Consider the following 20,761-nt stretch of genomic DNA (forward strand, 5'->3'; position numbering starts at 1 on the left):
GTGCTCTCGATCGTTGAGGTCTTGAGCACGACGCCCTTTTTCATTGCCGCATTCGAAAGCTTCAGGGCAGCGTCAACGAAAACAGGCAGGCGAACCCGTGATGGTGACGCCTGCCTGTTTTCATTGTAGTGGAGATGAACTGGATTCGATCAGATCACATTGAGCTCGGGCACCTTGCGAAATCACTTCCACGCTTCCGCCACGCGGCGAGTTGCGTTTCAACAATCGAGACGGCCGCTGCGCGGGCACTTGGTAGAGCAAACTGCTCTAGTTTGCGATCACGCGAATCGGTTGGTCTCGAACTAGTGGCTCGGTGTAGTCAGCGGACTCAAGTTCCATTGACAGTTTCGTTGAGCCGGGGGCATTCGCGATGGCAGCGATCTCGAATGTCTGTTCACCAGAGACACCGATTTCCGGGAGTGCCTTGAACTCAATCGTACGGCCTTGAACTGTGTATTCTGTCGGGCCATATGCGTTGGCGAATTCAAAGCCAGCTGGAAGTACGAATCGAGGTTTCACGCTCCGTGCAGGCTCAGATCCTTCATTCTTCAAAGTCAGTTTGAAGGAGACTCGTTCGCCGACAATGACGGTTCTCTGATTGGCTGAAACGTCAACTGCGAGTTCAGCGAACCCACGCGTCTTGAGAGATGTTGCGATCTCAACGCGGTTGCCTGAGTCGTCCTGGGCGGCCAGTGTTCCATTGTGATCGCCACTTGTATGTGCGATGAATGACGAGTTCATTTCACGGCTCTCACCGGGGAGAAGTTCTGGAAGATTCCAGGTGATGAGACGTGTGTTTGAATCCCAGCGACCGCTGCGTGGAAGAGTCGCCAGTTCAACATTCACTGGGACCTTTTCCTGAATGATAATGTTGTTCAGCTTCTTCCCGGAATTGTTTGTAATTCGGGTCACCATTTGTGCTGGTCGACCGACAAAGCGATTGTCTGGACCGGTTCTGGTCAGTTCCAGACGGCCTTTGATAACATGGATGTCTGCACGTGCTTCATCGTGTGTCTTGTTGTCGATTGAGATCTGAGCGACTGGTGTGAACGTCCCGGCCATTTCTGGGGTGACATTGAGTTCGATGATCTTCTCTGCACCGGAGTTCAGGGTGCCTGCTTCGTATTCCAGATCGTTCCCACCAGGGTGCTTCAGGCCGGCTGGAAGAATCGTTCTCAGGTAGACGTTCTTGGCGGGTCCCTGCCCGATGTTTCGAAGTTTGAACTGAATCGTCAGGTGTTCTCCCAGAGCGGCTTCGTTGGGACTGACCATCTCAATTGAGAGCTTCGGAGCGGTGACGTTGATGCTTGCTGAAACGGATGCAGCAAAGGAGACGGTGGCAACGCTTCCAATTTGGCCGGACTCAAGTGGAGTCACTTTCAGTTGAATCTTGCGTTCTTCGCCTGGGGCGATGGTGTCAAGTTGCCAGCTCAGTTTACCGTCGTTGAGGTACGCCTGCGGGATCGTCCCTTCGAGCTGGGTTCCTTTCGGAATCCGGTCTTCAACGATGACGTCACGCGCTGGGCTTCCACCGACGTTTCGGATCACGATTGCGTAGACAACCGGTTCTCCAATGACAGCTTCTGGCGGAGCAACTTTTTCGATCTTGAGTTCTGGTGACTGCAGCCCCATCCCGGGGTTCTTCTCTGGAAGTGCTGATCCCAACAGGCTGTTTGGAGCTTGAGGCTGAACCGGAAGTGCTGCCGGTGCCGGATTGTTCAATGGAGCTGGATTGCTCATTGGTGCCGGAGTCGGATTGCCCAATGGGGTTGGGTTTGCAGCAGGGCTTGGAGTCGCTGCTGGAAGTCCGAGTTCAAGTCCTCCAAGGCTCGGAAGTGGTTTGCTTTCTGGTTCCTTCACTCCCATTGAAGGTGGAACTTGAGGAAGCGCACTCGGAGTCGGCAATGCTGACGGCAACGCTGGCGTGCTCGGCTGCTTGTTGAGTTCCGGAAGCACAGATGCAGGTGCCGCTGGAGGAGTCATTGCTGGTTGAGGATTACTACTTGGAAGTTCTGGAAGAACCTCCTCTGTTTTTGGAGCGGCAGATGGAATCGCTGGCATCTCAGGTGATGACGCCAGGCTTGCAGGTGGAAGCGGTGGCATTTCAGCTGGGATTGGAGACGCTTGTAATCCGAATGGATCGGTGCCGGATGAAGCCTTTACTGGTGTGACAGGCTGAGACGGCAGGGTCGCCAATGGAGTTGGTGTCAGTGGTGTCGGTTCAGGCAGGACTGAATTTGGTGCTGCAGAACTTGGCAGTCCTGAATTGCTCAGGGTTGGCAACACTTCAGACTGCTTTTCGAAACTCGGAAGTTCCATGGCCTTCGGCTCAGGAATCACCTCTGACCGAGTGAGAGGACTTACAGGGGATTCCGTAGTCGCTGGCATGTTCAGAGGAGCTGCGCTGCGGCGTCGTAGAGCGGATGCAGGTTCAGTTGCCAGGAACGGGCGCGGCTCTTCAGTTGCCGTCATTCCGCCAGCATTGGAGAGCTCGTTCTGCTTCGACTCAACGCCAGCAACCGGGAGAATCTCAGGAGTCGGCATTGCCGGTTTTGGCAAGGCGAGAGTCGGTTCGAGCTCAGCTGGTGATGTCTCTCGCTGAACTGGTGCGGCAGATGAATTTGATGGCAGCAGTTCCGGCTTCTCAGGAAATGCGAGTGGAAGCTTGTTGTTCGTCGGCAGGTCTGCCTGTGGCAATTCTTTCACGGCCAGAGTCGGGACTGGTTCCATCTCTCCTTTGGGGAAATCTGCTGGAACGTCCATCGCCTTTGCCGGCAACGGTTCTGCAATGATCGGCATCACTGGCAACGCTGCTGGCTCTTTCGTTTCATTTGCAGACAGAGAAGCCAATGGCAACTGTTCTTCGGACTGGTCCTTCATCTCCGCTGCAACTGGGACGGCAGCAGGCATCGAATCGCTGGCTGCGAGAGGTTCTGGATTTGGAAGGGATGGCAGTTCGCGTTCTGGAGCCTGAGTTGGGGCACTCATTCCGGAAGGGAGCCCGAAAGGATCTGCGGCAGGCATCGCAGCGACTGGAGCTTCCGAAGCTGGTGCAGCTTTCACATCCTCTTTGGTCGCCTCTGTGCTGACGATCTCCTTGGAGCTTTCTGACACGATCTCTTTTGTCTCAGTCATCGTTGATGACTTCGTCATTTCTGCTGACGATGACTCACGATTGAGCAGTGAAAGTGTATTAGCAAATTCGGATGCTTTGCTGTCCTGTCCTTCTGCCTGTTCTTCTGGTTGAACAGGCATTGCCGATACATCAGGGGATGCTTGTGGAAGGGCAGCTGGTTCTTCTGATTGTGGCATTGCCCGAGAGTTGGAAACCATCAATGGATTCGATGGCGTCTTCTCGTTCTGTGCGAGTGAGTCGTCAGCAAAAAACTGTGGCAACGCAGCTGGTTCAGCTTCAGCAGGCTGCTTCATTGCAGCAAGAGTTGGTGTTGGCTCTTCTGGCTGTGGTTCAATCGAATTCCCGGAGAACAGATCTCGCGATGCCGGTTGCGATGGTGGTGCCGCGGCGAGTGTTGGTTCTAATTCTTCTGAAGAAGCTCCAGAGGCAGTCGCCTTTGCAGGGACCTTCTGGAAGGCATAATGCGACGATTCGTTCTTGTCGGATTTCAACTTCACTGTCTGCGGTTTGGTGTCAGCTTCCGGTGAAGTGACCTTCACGAAACTGTCGACATCAAGGTTGGTGGCGGCAGATTGAAGCCCCTCGTGCGCTTTCCAGACGACTACGCAGCTACCACTAATGACGGCCAATAAGACGCCGACTTTTAAAAACAGGTTCTGCATCCGGGAAGTCCTTTCCCCACAACCAGACAAGGAATCGTCCGGCTGAGAGTCATTGACAAAATCGATATCGCCGACAGTCAGCTCTCATGTCTGCGAGTTCAGGGGTCGCTAAAACTGTTTGCCTGACAGGCACCCAGAGGACGATCCCGAGAATAGTCGCAACACATTTTTACATTTCACGCCGCGCATGCGGAAAAAGCGTGATTCCACAAGAGGTTAATAACAAAAAAAATAAAATCACGTAAAGTCGAATCCCTGTTCGGCAATTTTTGCTGGAAATCTTTCGAGTTCGAATAGTGATCGAGTTTGAATGCGGGGAATAACTAGAATAGAGTGGCACAGTGGACTGTAACGGTCACAGAAAGGGATCCATGCGGTACGGTTGTTAGGTGGCCGTCTCTTGGATTCGAACCTGTCTGAGGCTCGTGTAAATGCCGATAAAGTGGATAGCGATCACGCTTTCTGGCTGTCCGCAGTTAAGGCGCAAATCGATCACGGAGTGACAATGCGATACGGGAATGCTCGTCAGTATAACTGGACTTGGACGATAGTCTGCAGCTGTCTGTCCATGTGGGCAGCAACGAAAACCTGGGGGGATGACGCCGCGAAACCGCCTGTCGGTTTGAACGGTCTGCTGGCAACAGCTGCCCCTGCGGGTCTGACAGAAGACGATTTCAAGGATATGGCCGACTCAATCGACCAGTCCTGGAAGAGTTGGACAATTGAAACTGGGGATCTGGTAAAGAGTTGGTACGAAGGGGATCACACGACACTTGAAGCTCAACAGGCGGAATTGAACCGTCTGAAAGCCAAAGTCGGAACCCTGAAGAAAGCACTGTCAGACAATCGCTATCGTGCGATTTTCCCACAGCTTTCCAGACTGTATAGCCGCCTTGAGCCAGAAGTTCACATTGCTGAAGCTGTGTTGAACTCTCTCACTCATAGCGAAGTGGATGCTCAGAAAGCCCGCCTGACTCCAGCGTTGGCTCAAGTGCGAACCGCAACAGCCAATCTGCAGAACGACCTTCGCGGTTTCCGTAATGCAAAAGACTGGCAGGAATGGGCGAACGTTGCCGGGCTCTCGAAGTTGACCCCGGAATCTACCGATGTCTTCGCGGTTGTTACTGCCGTAAAGACAAAGATGGACAACACATCGAGCTACGCTCCTGCTGTTCAGGAGTTTCTGAAACGCGATTCATTCACCCAACTCGAGGCTGCTCTTGACGGTGCATTGAAGGCATCAAGCGATCCAGTTGCATTTGATTCTGCAGCCCTGCGTGAATCTTATGCAAAGTTGCTCGGTGTTCTCGCTGAGTACCGCACCCAGCCAACTCTCGCTCTTGAAGGCGAGATTCGTAAGCTGCTGGAAGAGATTCGTTCGAAGTCACCAGATGGTGGCGATCGATTCGCCAATGTTCTGAGCCGTCACTACACGAACTACAATCTTCGCCTTGTTGTCACTGAAGGAATGATCAACCGTCTGTTCCAGGAAACACGACTGGAAAACGGCCTGATCAACGAACGGACTTCAGAAGCCAACATTCGTGGATATCAGTGCACCCGAGTCACATCACGACTTGACCTTGTTCCAAACTCGCTGACAGCTTCGTTCCGTTTGACTTTGTCCGGTATTGTGACCTCACGGGCAAACGGCTACACCAGCCAGGCGACAATCGGGACTGTTGGGAGCCATTCGTTCTCGGCATCCAAGTTCGTGAATTTTGATGGTGTTAAATTCACTTCAACTGCAGCGACGGTCAGTGCTTCGTCAAACAATCAAGCGGTTTCAGCACGGACACGATATAGCGGGATGCCGCTCTTCGGTCGCATTGCTGACAACGTTGCGATGCGTGAAGCGAGTGAGCGAGTTCCTCAGTCGAACGCAACGTCTGCACAGCGGATTCGTCAGCAAGTCGGTGCCGAGTTGGAAAGTGAATCCAACAAGCAACTTGCAAAAGCAACAAGCGATCTCGAAGCGAAGACCTACGCTCGTCTGCGAAAGTTCGATCTCTATCCGGACGTTCTGTCACTCAGCACCACTGACAATGAGTTGATGGTGTACGGCCGAGTGATGGGGTCGAAGGAAATCGCTGGTTCAGCTCCGTTCCCAATCACGAATGTGCCAGCAAACGGAATGGTTGCTCAGATTCACGAAAGTCTCCTGAGCCACTCCTTCGATCGCCTGGGGCTGAATGGAAAAGAACTGACTGAAGACCAGGCTCGTGAAGAGTTGAGCAAGAGTCTGACAGACCTGTTCGGTCGCTCAGTTACTCTGAAAAAGCCAGAAGCTGCTGAAACAGATGCTGAGTTGCAGGCCAACGTCCTCGTCTTTGATAAGGAAGACGCTGTTCGCTTTCAGATCGAAAACGATGTTGTGACAATTCAGATTCGTGCTGGTCTGAAGCGTGAAAACGGGGAAGAGATTCCAACACAGATCATCACTGTGCCGTTTACTCCAAGTCTGGCCAATGGCAAAGTTGTCCTGACTCGCGGAAACGTCGGTGTGAGACCAGTGACCCGTCCGCCAAATGTGGCTGCTCAGGTTGCTCGTGCTCAGATCATGCGTCGTAAGATTCAGTCTGCTCTGCCAGAATTGACCTTCGATAACACTTTCGAAGTGAAGCGAGAAGGCAAAATCGTTCGCTTGCAGCTCGTTGACCTGTCTGCTCAAGGCGGATGGTTGCAGCTTGCTCTCAAGTAGAGTGAACTTGCCCAAAGTTGTGAACTGCTGAATTCTGCACCTGTTCTACTGAAAAGTGGGACAGGTGTTTTTTTGTGTCTTCACTGGATGGCTCTGCGCGTTTTTCAGTCGTCAATTGAACTGATCGTGCGGAGTCATGGTGGAGGAACGGGCGCAGTTTGAGTTAGGATGCTGGAAGTTGCTGTGATCTTTTTCGCATTGATCTTTAACGTTGCAATGGAATGAATTCGCCCAAAGATTTGACTCCCAGTGAAAAAATGAGGGCGGCGATCCCTGTGGAAAATCGTTCCAGACGCTGGCACCCTGTCGTCATTTTTCTGATGGGGTTACTGCCGTTGATCCTTGTCGCAAGCGGTTGCCTGTGTGGGATCGGCGTCTGGTGGTTTCGTCCGATTACGAGCCAGAACGCCGAACGGGTACACCAGTTGGTGGACCAGATGGTTTCGATTTCCATTCCGGAAACCTTTGTTCCTCGCGGTACAATCGAGTGGAACATTGCCTTTGTAATGCGTTTACGGGGAGTCTACTACGAGCGTCTTGTTGGTGATGGGGTGCTCTCGCTGGTCGAGGTCAATTCGCGGCTTCCGAACGATGACAGTGTCCGACAACATATTCGTGAGACGCTGCTGGAAGAGGGATCCAGTGGGACAATGCTTGTGATCGACAAGCAGAAAACGCGCAAGCAGGTCTTTGAACTTGCTGGCGAGTCGGTGACGTTCACGTTTGATATCGCTCGCGACGTCCGCACGAACGAACTGTTTCACCTGGTCGAAGGAGTCTTTCAAGGGAACTCTGGTCAGGTGTTGCTCTCGTTGAGAGTTGATTCGACACGGTGGATGGACGAGCCTGCCTCCCTCGACGTGCAGACCGATATTGAAAGCGCGAACCGTTTGCCACGATGGGTGGAGAAATTGATTCTTTCGATCGGTCAACCTCCTGTCGTTGAGGGAAACGGCACTGAGGCAGAACCAACGGGCGCGGGTTTACCGATGCCACCTGAGGGAACAAATGCAGATGAACAAGCGATGCCAGTGACAGCGCCAACTGGACAGAACTCGGCACCGATGCCTGTTCCGGCTTCGTCTCCATCGGCCCCTGCTTCGCCCGCTCCAGTATCGCCAACTGCAGTATCACCAGCTCCGTTGCCTGCGGTGGATGCTGCTCCAGTCTCCCCTGCTCCTTCTGGTACGTGATTGCGGATCAGGCTGACCGTGCGAATCAGTTACCGAGACATCATTTCAGAGAACTCGTAATGAAGTCATTGACCAAAGAACTCTGGATGAATGTCCCGCAGCGTCGGGCGATTGTTTCAATTCACAACGAAGTTGAACGTCTGGTGACTGAAAGCGGTGTGCAGGACGGTCTCGTCCTTGTGAATGCCATGCACATCACGGCGAGTGTCTTTATCAATGACAATGAGTCTGGTCTGCATCACGACTATGACTTGTGGCTCGAACAGTTGGCTCCGTTTGATCCTTCCAGCAGCCGGTATCATCACAACCGCACAGGCGAGGATAACGCCGACGCTCATCTGAAACGTCAGATCATGGGGCGTGAAGTGGTTGTCGCAATCACGAATGGTCAGCTGCACCTTGGCCCGTGGGAGCATCTGTTTTATTACGAATTCGATGGAAAGCGTCGAAAACGAGTGCTGGTGAAGATTATCGGAGAGTGAGAATTCATCGCGGAAATTCCGCGTGACGGATTCAGATGAAGCCTCGCGCTGCGTGCGAGTCGATTCCCTGCCCGTCATCGGCTTTGCGGATCAAGAGGCTCTTTGAAGAGTGCTCTGTCCATCTGCTGACGAAGGGGCCTCTGCGTCGATCAGGCAGTATCTCGTTTCGTGAACGCGCCATGGGCGCTGAGAAACTTGAGTTGGATTGCTCGTGCGATTTGCTCTTCTTTTCTTGGATCGGTAGACTTTGATTCTTGTCGCCCCGGCAATCGTCAGCGACCGAATATGAGCAAGTTGATTCCTCACGCAGCAAACATGTTCCACACATGAAACGCAGGATTCGTTTTTCGCGTGTAACATACCGCCTGGATTGCTGCTGCATCGTCGAACTGATCTGCTCCAGGGCCTGATTGCCTCAAGGCTTATTACATTTTATGTGACGAGGAAACTGGTGCATCAATGGAATGTAAGTCGGCCCGCTTCGGTTCCTGCTCAGAAAGTCATTCGACGGCTATTTTGCCCCGATTTCAACTAACTTCCTTTGCCATCGTTGCGACTGCAGTGCTGGGAATCTTCAGTGCGGTGTCTGTTGTCTCCGCTGAAGATGGCTCTGAGAAAACGCTGCCTGTTCGTGTTCTGCCACAACAGAATCTGATGCTGTTTCATAATTCCGGTGGCGATGTTGCCCCTGTGAAAACGAAGCATGACTGGGATCAACGTCGGCAGGAGATTCTGGCCAACGTGCAAGCGATCATGGGCCCGCTGCCGGGTGATGAGAAACGTTGTCCACTTGATTTGCAGGTCATCGAAGAAGTCGACGCAGGAAAGTTTGTGCGTCGTAAGATTACCTATCAGTCTGAACCGGGAGGACGTGTCCCTGGATATCTTCTGATTCCAAAATCCGTGATTGCGAATCCTTCAGAGAAGGTTCCGGCTGTTCTTTGTCTTCACCCAACGCACAATCAGGGCCCGAATGAAATGGTCGGGATGGGGGCGAAGCGAAATCGCCAATATGGTGAGGAGCTTGCAGAACGCGGGTATGTCGTGCTCGCACCGAACTATCCTCACTTGGGGATTTATGCACCAGACCTGAAGACGCTTGGCTGGAAAAGTGGCTCGATGAAAGCGATCTGGGATAACAAACGAGGGCTCGATCTCCTCGATTCACTCCCGTATGTGCAGTCAGGAAGCTACGCCGCCATCGGACATTCGCTCGGAGGACACAACTCTGTTTATACAGCAATTTTTGATGACCGTATTAAAGCGGTGATCTCCTGCTGCGGACTCGATTCTTACGTCCACTATATGAGCGGTAATCCTGCCGTCTGGGAACCGGGCAAAGGCTGGACTCAGGAGCGTTACATTCCTCGCCTTGCTCAATACAAAGGGCGTTTGAATGAGATCCCGTATGACTTCCACGAACTGGTTGGTGCGCTGGCTCCACGACATGTGTTGATTGTGGCACCGCTCAAGGACGCCAACTTCAAACATGACAGTGTTGACGAAGTGGTAGCTGCTGCGCTTCCTGTGTTTCAACTGTATGGGGTTCCCCAAAATCTGGAGGTCACTCATCCAGACGTGGAACATGACTTCCCGGTTGAGATGCGTGAGAAGTCTTATGAGTTGATCGATGCTGTGTTGAAGAAGACCAAATAGTGCCGTGTCACGATTGAGTTTGATGGGGGCGTCAATGGACTTCCCCCCAATATCGAGATGAAAACGCTGTTGTTGCTTGTTGCTGGATTCGATGTGGAAAGACGCAGAACCGGAGTGAGTCGAATTTCTTCGGTCTGTGTTTCGTGAAACCGTTTTTCGCTGTCTGCCAGTTACTCCTTCAAGGAATCGCCTCATGTCAAACCCACCGGACAATTCCCTCCCCCGTCGTGATTTTCTGAAAACAGCGGTCGCGGCCGGAGCCCTGCATACGGCGATCGGTGCAGCAGTTGAATCCAAGGCACAAGCTGCTGGCGGAAATACAACAGAAGCAAAATCGAATCGCATCATCGAGGAGAATAAGAAGGAAGGTGCTGTCGATTGGCAGCTGACTCGCGTGCGTGTCGACAGCGCTGGATTCCGTTCTCCCTGGATTGAGGGATTCTGCTCGAAGCAAAGCTACGAAGCTGGTGACGAAGTTGAGATTTTTGTCTCAACGAAACCTGCTCGGAAGTTTGACCTTGAGATCTTTCGAATGGGCTATTACGGCGGTCGCGGCGCCCGTCTGGTGAAGACAATCAATCAGATTCAGGGGAAGGAACAGACGACTCCTGAACCCGGCGAGAAGCTGATTCATGAATGCCGTTGGGATTCGACTGTCAAATTCAAAATTCCTGAAGACTGGGTCAGTGGAGTTTACCTCGGACGAATGACGACGATTCCAGAAGGGGTCGAATCCTACTGGCAGAGCTATATCGTTTTTGTTGTTCGTGAAAACCGCTCTGCCGAAGTCCTGTTCCAGTGTTCCGACAACACCTGGCAGGCCTACAACGTCTGGCCGAATAAGTATTCGCTGTATACCCATCCGAAAGGGGTCCAGGGGCCATGGGCCGATGTCAGCTTTGATCGTCCCTACGGTCGGGAAGCACAGCATCAGGGGGTGGTGAATGACCCGTTGACGGTTGGCTCTGGTGAATTCCTTCCATTTGAATTCCCGTTGTCCTTCTGGCTGGAGCAGCAAGGTTACGACGTGACCTATTGTTGCAACTGTGACATGATCACTCCTGAACTGGGGCTAAAGAGCAAAGCGTTCATCAGCGTTGGACACGATGAGTACTGGGACATTCGCCAGTATGACAGTGTGACCAAAATGCGAGACGAAGGGGTCAACCTGCTGTTCCTTTCCGGGAACTCAGTCTGCTGGGTGACACCGTTTCGGGCAGGGGCGAACGGGGTTGAGAACCGGATTATCTTCCGGGGAGGTCCTTACGGAGGGGATCGTGAACACGCTCAGCAACGTGCCAAAATGTTTGGCCCTTATCCTCACCATGGACCAGATGAAGGTCTGTTGATGGGGGCGTGCAATGTTCGACCAGTGAACGGTGGCGGCGACTGGATCGTCAGCAAACCGGAACACTGGATCTTCGAGGGAACCGGTGTCAAAGCTGGCGACAAAATTCCAGGTTTGATTGGTTGGGAATATCATGGAGACCCATCGGACTTGCCGGGGCTCGAAGTTGTCGCCACCGGGACGGCATGGAACGGAGGAGTCAATCCACGCGAATGGACAGCCACGATCTATGACGGTCCGAAAGGGAACTACGTGTTTAACGCGGCGACGATCTTCTGGGCACAGGGCATGAGTCATCCGCCGGGGCACGTTCTGCCGTGGTCGCACTGGAGCCGCCCGCATGGTCCAGATCCTCGTGTTCAGCAGATTACAAAGAACCTGCTCGATCGAGCTGTTCGTTAGACCGTGCGGATTTCTGACTTCGGGATCGTGTGAAGTGCGATCCCGGGAAGAAAGTTCGTTTCGAAATTGAAGATCGTGAAGAGGCTGTCGCAGTTGCGTGCTGCCTGCCCTTCACGGTCTTTGTTTTTTATAATCGTTGCGTTACGTCCTGTTTCCATTTTGAGACATGACACCTTTTTACGCTTCGATTGGTCCGACCGATCGGGTTAGTTTTCATTTTGGAGCCAAGGGCCTTTGCCCTGCGGATTGAATGGCATTCCTCCACCTTACCGCCGCTGCTGAACGTACCCTCACTCGTTTGAAACAGGATGCGGTCGGTGATGTTTCTCCGGTGCAATTGAGTTTTCGTCTCTTGTCGAACCTGCTGGATGACGAAGGGCACGCGGCCGAGTTGTTGAGATCGGCGTCGATTGACGAATCAACGCTTCAACTACGGATGGAGCAACTGTCTGTAGAGGCGGCAGTGAATGACGCCGCGAACTACATGGAATGGCAACGCGCCCTGCTGCGAAGTGCCGACGAATTTGCAATCGAACACGCTGAAGATGGCATTACTGGAACCGAGCATTTGCTGCTGGCCGTGGTCAGTATTCAACCTGTCGTTGCGGAGTGGTTGAACGGCTTTCAACTCGACTTCGACGATATTCTGGAAAAGTTCAGCTCCCCTCCTCCAGATCTCAGTGTGGCGGGCGTCAACATCGGTCAGATTCGCCCCGTTGAACAAGGAGCGATGGATGCGGCGGCACTTGCGAGGATCATGGATGCAAGTGCGAACCGCTGTCGCGAAGGATTGCGGGTGGTCGAAGACTACGTGCGATTCCATCTGGATGACGCCACTCTTCAGCGAGAACTCAAGCAGATTCGGCATCGACTGACTCAGGCGTTGAAGCACATCGGTCAGGAACGCTGGATTCCCTCCCGAGACAGTCTGGGGGATGTTGGCCCGCAAGGCACACTGGCGACTGAACGGTCTCGTGAGTCGCTTGTTGATGTGATTCGTGCGAATTTCAAACGGATTGAAGAGTCGCTACGAAGTCTGGAAGAGTATGGCAAGTTGATCGACTCGGAAGTCGCCCTCTCGATCTCCGAGTGTCGTTACAAGATCTACACCGTTGAGAAAGCGATGGAGACGATCCTTTCGAATCGACATCGACTCGAAAAGTGTCGTCTGTATCTCCTCGTGACTGCTGCAAACTGTCGCTATTCCCCTGAGATTGTGATTCGCAACTCACTGGAGAAAGGGGTCGACATCGTTCAGATTCGCGAAAAAGAGATGAGTGTCCGAGAGTTGATGCGATATGGGAAGCAGGTGCGTGAGTGGACGAATCAAACCGGTGCTCTGTTCATCATGAATGATCGAGCAGACGTCGCTGCCGCCGTCGGTGCAGATGGAGTTCACCTCGGACAGGATGATCTCGACGTTGCATCCGCTCGTCGTTTGCTGGGGGGAACGGGAATTATCGGGGTTTCTACGCATGAGCCGGAACAAGCTCGCAAGGCCCTTTTTGACGGGGCGGATTACTTCGGAGTTGGACCGGTCTTCCAGTCTCGCACCAAAGAGTTTTCAGAGTTTGCCGGGCTGGACTATGTTCAACATGTTTCCCTTAATTTTTCGTTACCTTGGTTTCCGATCGGTGGAATCCATCAAGGGAATCTAAAAAGTGTCTTACAGGCTGGTGCCTCCCGAGCGGCAGTCAGCAGCGCGATTTGTCAGGATCCAGATCCCCGAGGCGTGACTGCCGAATTGGCTGATCAACTCAAGTCGCACGCAGAATTTCAGGCTTTTATGCGAAAAGTCAACGAAGAACGTAGTCCATCGCAGCGAAATTGAGCGATGTAAATATCAACAGAAGCTGATTTTATCCGCAGTTTCTGACATTCAGATCTTTGCGGGAAGCCAATAATTGGAATGTCAGGTTTTGTTCCCTTAATTTGAGCGGTTCACATTGGGGGATTTGCGATTGGATTTAGGTGGTTTACATTGTCAGACGTTCTACCGTCGGGTATGCCTTTTTACCGGGTCGTGAAAGCCAGTATCGCCTCCCGGCCGATGATGGAATACAATCCGCCACACTGTGGATGACTTGCGTCCGCAAATCAGCCTCGATTCCTGCGACATGTGGCGGCCAATGTGGGCCTGAATTTCGCGAAGGATGGATTTCTTTCGCTGCCGGCATGCCATACGAAACATGAGATCCGCAGAAGCGACGTTCTCAAAGGATGAAGACATGCGTTTTGTGCTTTGCAGTCTTTGCGCCGTATTTCTGATGGTGCCATCAGTCTGGGCGCAGGGATTTGAGTCAAGTCTCTTTCAAACGAAAGAACCAGTCAGTCAATTTCAGGCTTCCAGCAAGCCGGAAGTCTCTGCAGTACTGGTTCCTGCCGGACAGCCGGGTGTTGTTCAGCTTCAGGTCAAGTTGGTGATTCCGCCTGGCGCGAACTCATATTCTCAGGCCGAGTTTCCCAAGCCGACGAAGATCGAAATTGAAGCGACAGGCTGGAAGCCGGTTGATGCTTCGTACGGGATTAGTCCACCACCAAAGAAAGAGTTTGACGAGAACTTTGGGGCAGAAGTCGAAAAGATCTTCGGAACGGCGATCTTCTCACGTCGCTTCACTCTTCCTGCCGGGACCAATTTGAGCAGCCTGTCTGTAAAGGGAACCATCAACTTCCTTTACTGCGACAAGGATCAATGTCGTCCGCAAACTGCCGATTTCACGGCCAAGGTCGTTGCCCCGCGTCGAGAAGACGTTCAGGGGGAAGCACAGGCTCAGGATCCGGTATCAAAAGCTCCTTCGTCAGAAATGTCTGCGCCAGCTGCGCCGTTCGATCTGTCTTCTCGATTGTCCCTGCCCACCCGATCGGCCCCTGCAGCGTCAACGACAATTCCCTCAATGACAACGCTTGATGCAGGCGAGAAGTCAGCGGGAAGCGCGACCGCGAGTGAGCCTGTCTCCTCGCTTGCTTATGGTTATGAAATGATTCCGGTCGGGAAAGGGGCATCTGCCAGAAAGAGCCCGATCAAGTTGCAGTTTGAGTTGTCTCCGAAGGATGCCAAGGTTGGCGAAACTGTGACTCTGGCCATCACGATGACCTTGGATCAGAGATGGTCAACTTATGCACTGGAGCGAGTCGACGAGACACAGATTGAGAACCCAACTCAAATTAAGTTTGAGCCTGAGAACCTGAAAGCAATTGGTTCGACGGTCTCCGTTCCGCTGCCTCAGGTGCATACCACGACGCTGCCGGACGGAGTTCGTCGCTCGAATTCTCATGAAAATCAGGTGACCTGGAAGCAGCAGTTTGAAGTCATCGAGAATGCTCCGTTTGGAGTCTCCGGTTCAATTCGATATCAGGTATGCGAAAAGGAATCAGCCTGTCTTCCCCCTCGATCAGTCAATTATTCATTAGGGTCTGCTCAGCAGGAAACACTGCTGGGAGCGGTCCCCATTTCGAAGTCGTTTGTGGCTGTTCAGCCTGATGCCGTTGCAGGAAGTGTTCCAGCGACTTCAGCAGCAAGTAGTTTGGAAAACGGCTTGGCAATTGAGTCGAACGGAACTGACACGACTTTGTTTGGAGCGATGTTTTCTGCATTCTTCGCTGGATTGCTGATGAACATACTCCCGTGTGTGTTGCCAGTTCTGGCGATCAAAATCATCAGCTTTGTGCAACAGGCTGGCGAAAGCCGAATGCGCATCATCGGGCTGAATCTCGCTTACACTGCCGGTGTCATGGCCGTGTTTCTGGTCTTCGCCGTGTTGTCTGTTTTGCTCGGCCAGTCTTTGAGTTCGGTGTTCCAGAATACCACTTTCATGATTGTGATGAGTTGCGTCATCTTCACGATGGGGCTCAGCCTGTTTGGCGTGTTTGAACTCCCGGTTCCCGGAATCATTCCAAGTGCACATCATCACAATGAAGGTTATTCAGGGGCCTTTGTCACTGGCACTGTTGCCACGTTGCTGGGGACTCCCTGTATCGGGCCGTTTGTTGCACCGGTCTTCACCTGGAGTTTAGGTCAGCCGCCGGTCGTTGTGTTTGCGATGTTTGGTCTGATGGGATTGGGAATGGCGTTTCCATTCCTTCTGACTGGCGTGTTTCCAGCATTAGTCAATTGGCTTCCTCGACCAGGGAACTGGATGGTCGGTTTCAAGCAGTTCACCGGCTTTGTCATGATGGGGACGGTGATCTGGTTGCTGCTGTCTGTTGAGATGGAATGGCGAGTCCCCGTCCTTGTTCTCTTGCTTGCCCTCGCATTGTTTGTCTGGTTGTGTGCGAATCTCAGTTCGCCTGCGGATCCCTTCAGGAAGCGGATGCGCGGTTACGTCTTAGCTGCAGCAACCGGGCTGCCTGTCTTTGTGAGTGGCCTGTGGATGATGCAGGAGTTTCGTCCGATCTCTGAAAATGATGTACAGGCACATCGGATGCCGTGGAAGCCGTTTACTGAAGAGCAGCTAGTTGAACTGCGGAAGCAGGGAAAGCCAATGCTCATCGATTTCACTGCGAACTGGTGCGTGATCTGCAAGGTCAACGAGAAGATTGCATTGGATCGCGAAGAGACAATTCAGTTTGTGAAAGAGAACGGCTTCACTCCAATGATGGCCGACTTCACCAAAGAGAACCCTGAGATTCTCAAGTACCTTCGCCAGTTCGGTCAGGACAGTGTTCCTCTGACGATTATTATTCCACCAGGCAAGGACAGCAAAATCATTGCCTTGCGTGGTCAGTACACTCAGAGCATCCTTCTCGATAAGTTGAAAGAAGCGATGTTCGAGGCTCCGATCGTCAGTTCAGCTGAGGTCGAGTCCGCATCGGTGTTACGCCCGACGCTCGGTGTCGCGAACTAACTGTTCGAGACGATCTTCCATCCAGAGACGCCAGAACAATTAAAAGGCCCTTCGGTCAAATTTGACCGAAGGGCCTTTTTCGTTGCATTGAATCGGATTCTCGAAGTTGCTCCAGCTACCGAAGTGGCAACTGGAGCATCTTCAGAGTTCAATCCCGTCGAGGCCGTGTCGGTAAGACATGTGGTCAGGCGACGAGAGTTTCATCCGGAGTAAAGTGGAGTTCTGATAGTCAGAAACTGTGTTTCTGTTGCTCAACCGTATTAGAACTCTCCAATTACTTGTCCATCGTCGCGGCATGACAGGTAACGGTAGGTGGCAAAATCGACGTTTTCTGACAGGAAGCGGACTGAACCATCGGCCAGAAGGATGTTGATTCCCCCGGTGTGGAATGAATTTGTCACCGTGTTGAACGAACCTTGGCTGTTTGCTGCTGTTGGAGGCGAAGTGCTGTTGGAATAGGCGTTCGGTGGATAACGAACTGTTGTCAACCCCCCTGCGTACCAGAAGCCTGTGGTTGAGGGTGGAAACGACGTTCCTGCTGTGATGGATGTTGGAAGTGTGTTCGCGACACTGAACCATCCCCCCAGATAATTCGCACTGCGGGAAACCTTGTTCACAGCACCTGATTGCTCGGCGATCAAGATTGTGTTTGTTGTTCCATCGGTACAGTCCCGCATCCGCTTGCTTTCAAATGCCACCATGATTCCGTTTCGGCAATAAGCTGAAGAGCTCGCCAGATTCTCGCCGGTGCACATTTGGGCTCGGTTCAACGGATCAGGATATGCTCCGGTGACACCCACATAGTCCATTGTCATGCCCTGATAACTGAGCGTCATATGGGCATGATTGAAGTCAGAGAGCGGGCTGGATGGGCATTTGTAGGCGGCAATCGACTTGTTTCTGAGAATGGCATTCCCGTTGAACCCGCATGGAGTGTCAGGGCTTGCTGCGTTGCAGGGCGTCGCCCCACCAGCGTGGGCATAGAAGCCGTCGTTGTTGATGTTCAGTGAGTTGTACAAGGCTGATTGTTCGATATACGGAAGGATGAAAACTCGCCAATTCGGCCGACCAGCCCAACTTCCCCCCATTGGAAAGACACTCATTGTGTCAAGGTAGTTGTGGAAGGCGAGTCCCAACTGCTTCATGTTGTTTTTACACTGCGATCTTCGAGCGGCCTCTCGCGCCTGTTGCACTGCTGGCAGCAGGAGAGCGATCAAAATCGCAATGATTGCGATCACGACCAAAAGTTCGATTAACGTAAAGCCGTTTGTGCGACGTCGTCGCTGTGGGATCGAGGGGCTCATGCTTAGTTGCGTCTTTGTAAGCTGGAGACGGTAGGGTTCAGGCAAGGTTTGACTGCTCGCTGGGCCGACTGGTTCTGGTGTCAGGCCAGTGAAGCTTGGAGCAGAAAATCGACGAGGAATATCTGGCGAGAATTCAACTAATTCGGTGCGAAGTAATCGCGCAGGATTTGTTCATTAGGCTATCGGAAAGTTGATCAAATCCAAGGCTGCAATTGGGTGAAATCTGGAAATAAATCACGAGGATCCCTTACGCGATAACAGGTAGATATGTCTATTTCTTCGTGAGTTGACCCATATCAATGTCGGGAAAGATGAGACTCAGTGCGACACAAATGGGAACGAGTTGAAATTGTGGTGAGACATTCCGGTTTGGGTTGAGTTCCTGATAAGGTTGTGTTGGTCTGACGCCGGATCGCTGATCGGGAGATTGCGAAAGCTGCACTGGTCGCCCCTGTTCGACAGAGAGTTCCTTTCGCCAAAAATTGAATGATTCACCTATGGTTCAATCTGATTGGCCGCGAGATCTCTTCTCTGAGAACGATTGCACTTCAACACGGGGCAAGCTCAGGACTCTTTGCCTGGGCGGACTTCTTTGCCTCGGGGTGTTCTTTGTTGACCTGCGTGAGGTGGCAGCTGGAGAAGGGCTCAACAGAGTCAAGCAACGCGGCACCTTGATTTGGGGAGCAGATCAGGAAGGAGGCGGTCCATTCGTTTATCCAGCGAGTGATGACGCCACCCGACTGGAAGGGTTTGAAGTTGAACTCGCGGAATTGCTGGCGACTGAACTCGGCGTCAAATCGCAGTTCCAACAGGGGCAATGGGACAAGTTGCCAGACCTGCTGGATCGTGGTGATCTCGACATCGTGTTGAATGGCTACGAATGGTCGCCGGTGCGTGCGGCCAGATATGGGACGTCGATTCCCTACTACATCTATGAGCTGCAATTACTCGCAAGAAAAGACGACTCGTCTTTGAAAAGCTGGGAGGATGTTCTGAATCCTCCAGATGGCCGCAAGAAGCGAATCGCTGTTCTCGGAAGTTCCGCTGCCGATGAGTACCTTCAGAAACTTGGTAACAAGATCACGATCGCGAACTTCGATGGTGTGTCTGATGCCATGCGTTCGGTGGAATTGAATGTTGATGGAATCGACGCCAATCTGCAGGACTTGCCAATCTGGACGTACTACGAGTCCGGCTTTCCGTTGATCACCGCAGTTGGGGACCCGGTTGGTCGCGGGTTCTATGTCGCAATGACAAGGAAGGAAGATTCCGAGCTCCTTGCAGCAGTGAATGAAGCATTGCTGAAAGCGCTTCGCGACGGACGGTTGAGGAAGATTCTCGCCAAGTACCGGATGTGGAATGAGACTCAGTCATTGCGAGCACTGGAGACGAATGCCAGTGGGAACTTTCTTGGCCCGTTAGGCGTGTCAAAAGTAAATGCAGATGGAACAACCGCGAGTGACGAGCAGGAGTATGTTCCCTCTGGCAGTTGGGAAGTGATTTGGCAACGCGGCGGGTTACTCGTCGATGCGGCGATGATGACAGTAATGCTGGCCTTCACTTCGATGCCATTGGCGATTCTGATCGGGCTGATGGTGGCCTTGCTGCGGCTGTATGGACCGTGGCCATTACGGACACTCTGTTCGATCTATGTCGAATTGATTCGAGGGACACCGCTGGTTTTGCAGTTGTATGTGCTGTTCTTCCTGCTGCCGGAGATTGGAATCAAGGTCAATGCGTTTGGTGCCGCAGTAGCAGGCTTGGCCCTGAACTATTCGGCATATGAGGCGGAGATCTATCGGGCGGGGCTACAGGCGATTCCTCGTGGGCAGATGGAAGCGGCTCAGTCATTGGGGTTCAGTCGCTGGTTGGCTTTAAGACGCATCATCATTCCGCAGGCCACCCGACTTGTGATTCCGCCCGTCACCAACGACTTCATTGCCTTGTTCAAAGACACCGCAGTCTGCTCGGTCATTACCGTCGTCGAACTGAGTAAGCAGTATTACATTCAGGCTCGCAGCACTGGCGCGATCATCGAACTCGGGGTGTTGACTGCCCTGCTCTACATGGCCATGAGTTATCCACTGTCGCATCTCGCTGGTCGACTTGAGAAGCACTTGAGAACTGAGAGGCGATCATGATTCAGCTTCGTGAGGTCGTAAAGCGATACGGAAAGACGGATGTTCTGCGTGGCGTCTCCATGTCCGTGGCCAAGGGAGAAGTCTGTGTCCTGCTCGGGCCTTCAGGTGGAGGTAAGAGTACGCTCTTACGTACGATTAATGGTCTGGAGTCGTTCGATTCAGGTGAGATTCAAGTTGGCGAAGTCGTCCTGCCGGCGGTGGGTGATGCATCGCGTGATTCCGCTTTGACTCTGATACGCAAACAGGTGGGAATGGTCTTTCAACAGTTCCACTTGTTTCCCCATCGAACCGTGATCGAGAACGTAACGGAAGCGCCGATTCATGTTTTGGGAAAGCCCAAAGATGTGGCTCGGCAGCATGCGAAAACGCTGCTTGATCGGGTTGGTCTGGCTGAGAAATGCGACATGTACCCGGATGCATTGTCTGGAGGCCAGCAGCAGCGAGTCGCTATTGCTCGAACATTGGCAATGAACCCTTCTGCGATTTTATTTGATGAACCGACCAGTGCGCTTGATCCAAGAATGACGGCAGAGGTGACGAGCGTCATGGCGGATCTGGCGAAAGACGGCCAGACGATGATTGTCGTCACGCATGGTCTGGGGTTCGCACGATCGGTCGGGCATCGTGTTCACCTGCTGCATGCTGGCAATATTGAAGAGTCAGGGAGCCCGGAACAATTGTTCGGCAATCCTCAATCAAGCGTGACAAAAGCGTTTCTGGCTGACATTCATCGAGGATGATTGTGAGCGGCGTCGGATGCATTTAAGACCAATGCGGCGGTGACTGATTGTTAACCCGGTCACCGCCGCGATCTGCGTCATGGTGTGAATGGATGCGAGTCGTTCTTCGCGGCTGATTTCTCAGCGTCTGTCAAGCTCGCTTTCAGTCAGGC

The 20,761-nt window shown here is 52.7% G+C and carries 12 protein-coding genes; 9 read left to right on the plus strand and 3 right to left on the minus strand.

What is annotated here, in order from left to right; translation table 11 throughout:
* Positions 1-267: 267 nt before the first annotated feature.
* Positions 268-3,798, minus strand: a complete 3,531-nt coding sequence (locus tag SH527x_RS01230; protein WP_437192832.1) for a hypothetical protein — start codon at positions 3,796-3,798, stop codon at positions 268-270.
* Positions 3,799-4,303: 505 nt separating this feature from the next.
* On the opposite strand from SH527x_RS01230, the gene SH527x_RS01235 reads away from it, so the two are divergent.
* The 5 genes from SH527x_RS01235 (at position 4,304) to SH527x_RS01255 (ending at position 11,580) form a co-directional block, all read left to right on the plus strand.
* Complete coding sequence (locus SH527x_RS01235) at positions 4,304-6,499, plus strand: hypothetical protein (RefSeq protein WP_437192833.1); 2,196 nt, start codon at positions 4,304-4,306, stop codon at positions 6,497-6,499.
* Positions 6,500-6,774: 275 nt separating this feature from the next.
* Positions 6,775-7,692, plus strand: a complete 918-nt coding sequence (locus tag SH527x_RS01240; RefSeq protein ID WP_437192834.1) for a hypothetical protein — start codon at positions 6,775-6,777, stop codon at positions 7,690-7,692.
* Between the two features lie 59 nt (positions 7,693-7,751).
* Positions 7,752-8,174 (plus strand): secondary thiamine-phosphate synthase enzyme YjbQ, encoded by a 423-nt coding sequence (locus SH527x_RS01245; RefSeq protein WP_437192835.1) that lies wholly within the window; start codon positions 7,752-7,754, stop codon positions 8,172-8,174.
* Positions 8,175-8,756: 582 nt separating this feature from the next.
* Entirely contained in the window at positions 8,757-9,830 is a 1,074-nt protein-coding gene (locus SH527x_RS01250; protein WP_437192836.1) for an alpha/beta hydrolase family protein, read from the plus strand.
* 193 nt (positions 9,831-10,023) lie between these two features.
* Positions 10,024-11,580 (plus strand): N,N-dimethylformamidase beta subunit family domain-containing protein, encoded by a 1,557-nt coding sequence (locus tag SH527x_RS01255; RefSeq protein ID WP_437192837.1) that lies wholly within the window; start codon positions 10,024-10,026, stop codon positions 11,578-11,580.
* Here SH527x_RS01255 and SH527x_RS01260 read toward each other — a convergent pair.
* Positions 11,577-11,753, minus strand: coding sequence for a hypothetical protein (locus SH527x_RS01260; protein ID WP_437192838.1), 177 nt, complete (start codon positions 11,751-11,753; stop codon positions 11,577-11,579). The genes SH527x_RS01255 and SH527x_RS01260 overlap by 4 nt on opposite strands.
* 77 nt (positions 11,754-11,830) lie before the next feature.
* Here SH527x_RS01260 and SH527x_RS01265 point away from each other — a divergent pair, with 77 nt between their 5' ends.
* Complete coding sequence (locus tag SH527x_RS01265; RefSeq protein WP_437192839.1) at positions 11,831-13,411, plus strand: thiamine phosphate synthase; 1,581 nt, start codon at positions 11,831-11,833, stop codon at positions 13,409-13,411.
* Positions 13,412-13,808: 397 nt separating this feature from the next.
* Positions 13,809-16,424 (plus strand): cytochrome c biogenesis protein CcdA, encoded by a 2,616-nt coding sequence (locus SH527x_RS01270; RefSeq protein WP_437192840.1) that lies wholly within the window; start codon positions 13,809-13,811, stop codon positions 16,422-16,424.
* Between the two features lie 260 nt (positions 16,425-16,684).
* Here SH527x_RS01270 and SH527x_RS01275 read toward each other — a convergent pair whose 3' ends face one another.
* Positions 16,685-17,728, minus strand: a complete 1,044-nt coding sequence (locus tag SH527x_RS01275; protein ID WP_437192841.1) for a DUF1559 domain-containing protein — start codon at positions 17,726-17,728, stop codon at positions 16,685-16,687.
* 497 nt (positions 17,729-18,225) lie between these two features.
* Here SH527x_RS01275 and SH527x_RS01280 point away from each other — a divergent pair, with 497 nt between their 5' ends.
* Together SH527x_RS01280 and SH527x_RS01285 are read left to right on the plus strand one after the other, a co-directional pair.
* Entirely contained in the window at positions 18,226-19,869 is a 1,644-nt protein-coding gene (locus SH527x_RS01280; RefSeq protein ID WP_437192842.1) for an ABC transporter permease subunit, read from the plus strand.
* Entirely contained in the window at positions 19,866-20,609 is a 744-nt protein-coding gene (locus SH527x_RS01285; RefSeq protein ID WP_437192843.1) for an amino acid ABC transporter ATP-binding protein, read from the plus strand. The genes SH527x_RS01280 and SH527x_RS01285 overlap by 4 nt, the downstream gene beginning before the upstream one ends.
* The last annotated feature ends 152 nt before the right edge of the window (positions 20,610-20,761 follow it).

Origin of the sequence: Planctomicrobium limosum, assembly GCF_051465645.1 — a bacterium.
Lineage (GTDB): Bacteria > Planctomycetota > Planctomycetia > Planctomycetales > Planctomycetaceae > Planctomicrobium.